The sequence below is a fragment of the Microbacterium sp. P5_B6 genome, assembly GCF_056400345.1.
Map to the genome: position 1 here is coordinate 1 of NZ_JBFULL010000060.1, position 2,398 is coordinate 2,398.

The following is a 2,398-nucleotide window of genomic DNA, read 5'->3' on the forward strand; positions in this document are numbered from 1 at the left end:
GCATCTGGAATGTCTTTGGTCCAAGCCTGGTCGGACAGGTCCATCAGCTTCCCCTGTGAGGCAAGCGTCACGACGTTGACGTTCGCACCGGCGCCCGCATCCCCGCCGGGGAATGTCAGCAGGATGTCGGGAGCAGTGTTCGCCTGGATCTGAGTGGAGATCAAGCCGCCGACATCACCACCCTGGTAGTTGAACTGGACGTCGACATCGGGATACTTCTCCTCGAAGTTCCCCACGATCTCCTCGATCGTGTCCTTGAAGTTGACGTCGAAGACACCGGTGAGAGTGCCGCTGACCGAGCCGTCCGTCGRCTGGCTGCTCGCAGCCCCCGCCGAGCATCCGGCCATCATGGAGCCTGCGACGAGCATCGTCGCGACACCGAGACCATGTTTGATCTTCATCGAACCGTTTCCGTTCTGTGAGTTGAGGTGCATCTTGGTTTGCTCGGTGAGTCAACGCCGAACGTGTGTGAGGGCCACCAGGCCCGAAGTGTCAGCCCTTCAATCCGCCCGCGAACCCCTGGATTACGTAGCGCTGGAAGACGAGGTACAGCACGAGGATGGGAATCATCGAAATGATGAGGCCGGCGAAGATCAGCGGCCAATTGCTCGAGTACTGGCCGACGAACTCGAAGATGRCCATCGGGATCGTCTTCTGGTTGCTGCCGGCGAGGTAGATCAGCGGCGTGAAGAAGTCGTTCCAGATGCCAACGCCGTTCAGGATGATGCAGGTTCCCAGCACGGGTCGCAGCATGGGAACGACGACGTGCCACCAGACCCGCATGTTCCCGCAGCCGTCGATACGAGCTGCTTCTTCAAAGTCCAGAGGCACGCTGGAACGAAGGAAGGTCGTGATGAGGAAGATGGAGAAGGGCATCTGAACCCCGGTGTAGATGATCACGAGGGGCCAGATGCTGCCCAACAGTCCGATGTCGCGCATCTGCATATAGAGAGGAAGCAGGGCGAGCTGGAAGGGGAGCAGGAGCCCGATCAGGAAGACGAAGAATGTCCTGTTCGACAGCCGCGCGGTGGAACGCGCGAGGGGGTACGCAGCCATGGTGGCCAGCGCCACGACGGATACGCACGACAGGGTGGTGACGATGACGCTCGTGACGATCGCGGACGGCAGTGAGGACTGCGTCCACGCGTTGACGAAGTTGTCCAGCGTCGCCCGTGAGCTCGGGATCAACGGAGTGGTGAAATCGTCAGCCGGACGGATGGCGAGGTTGATCAGAATGTAGACCGGCAGCAGGAACAACAACGTCGTGCCGTACGAGAGCGTGTGGGTGGCAACGCTCAAACCCCGTGGCGACTTCATGTGTACTGCTCCTGTCGACGAAGAACCGAGAATTGGATGAAGGCAAGGATCGCCACAGCCACCGCCAGCACCATCGCCAGGGCGGCAGACTTTCCGTACTGGCCGAACTGTGCGAAGAGCTGATAGATCAAGGTCGAGATCGTCTGGGTCTGACCCGCGGGTCCTCCACCAGTCAAAGAGAAGATCTGATCGAAGATCTTGAGGCCGCCGATGAGCCCGAGCATCAGGTTGATGGTGATGGCAGGAGCGAGAAGAGGGCGCACCACATACCAGAACCTCTTCCAGAATCCGGCGCCGTCGAGCGCGGCCGCCTCGAGGAGTTCGGGAGGAACGCCCTGAAGTCCAGCGAGATAGATCACCATCGTYGATCCGGTGAACTGCCAGATGATGGTCACGATGATGATCCACAACGCAGTGGTCGGGTTTCCTAGGAAGTCCACCTGCGGCAGGCCGAACGCGTCGAGTGCGACGTTGATGCCGCCGATGTCGGGTGGCCCGAAGATGTACTTGAACAGGTATCCGACTACCAGAGCGGACACGACAAGCGGTGCGAAGATGATCGTTCGCAAGATGTTGCGTCCGCGAATGGCTCCGTTGAGCAACAGAGCCAACCCCAATCCGAGCACGTTCTGCGCGATCACCGTCACGAAGGCGATGAAGAGCGTTCGCAGCGTGGCCGGGCCCGCTTCTCCCTGAAAGATCTCGACGTAGTTGTCCCACCCGACGAAGTTCTTGTCCAGCGACGACGAGGACCAATCGGTGAAGGAGAACAGCGCACCCTGCGCGGTGGGTACGAGCACGACATAGAGGTAGACCGCGAGAGCCGGCAGGACGAACCACCACAGACTTCGCCCGACTGAGTGGCTGCGGGCCCGTCGGCGCGCAGGCCCGGATCGCACCCGGTTGAGGCCGCGGTCAGGTTCGGATACGCCGAATGTCGCTGCCGTCGTAGTTCTGAACGTCGACATCGCTATCGGCTCCCTGGCATGGATGTGCCTTCAGAAAGAGGCACTGAGTGCAGGAGAGAATCGCCCGCTCGCAGGCCGACCGATCCGCCGGCGATGCCGGAGGAGGTAGGAAA

3 protein-coding genes are annotated in these 2,398 nt (G+C 60.7%); all 3 read right to left on the minus strand.

Annotated elements, in window-relative coordinates:
• Nucleotides 1–401 (minus strand): extracellular solute-binding protein (locus AC1DP3_RS18140; protein ID WP_477295742.1); only part of this gene is annotated, 401 nt, incomplete at its 3' end.
• A 91-nt stretch (nt 402–492) separates the two neighbouring features.
• On the minus strand, nt 493–1,317 hold the full coding sequence (locus AC1DP3_RS18145) for a carbohydrate ABC transporter permease (RefSeq protein ID WP_477295744.1): 825 nt from the start codon (nt 1,315–1,317) through the stop codon (nt 493–495).
• The gene (locus AC1DP3_RS18150) at nt 1,314–2,117 is read right to left on the minus strand and encodes a carbohydrate ABC transporter permease (protein ID WP_477295746.1); all 804 of its coding nucleotides are present in this window, start codon (nt 2,115–2,117) and stop codon (nt 1,314–1,316) included. The genes AC1DP3_RS18145 and AC1DP3_RS18150 overlap by 4 nt, the downstream gene beginning before the upstream one ends.
• Between the last annotated feature and the right edge of the window lie 281 nt (nt 2,118–2,398).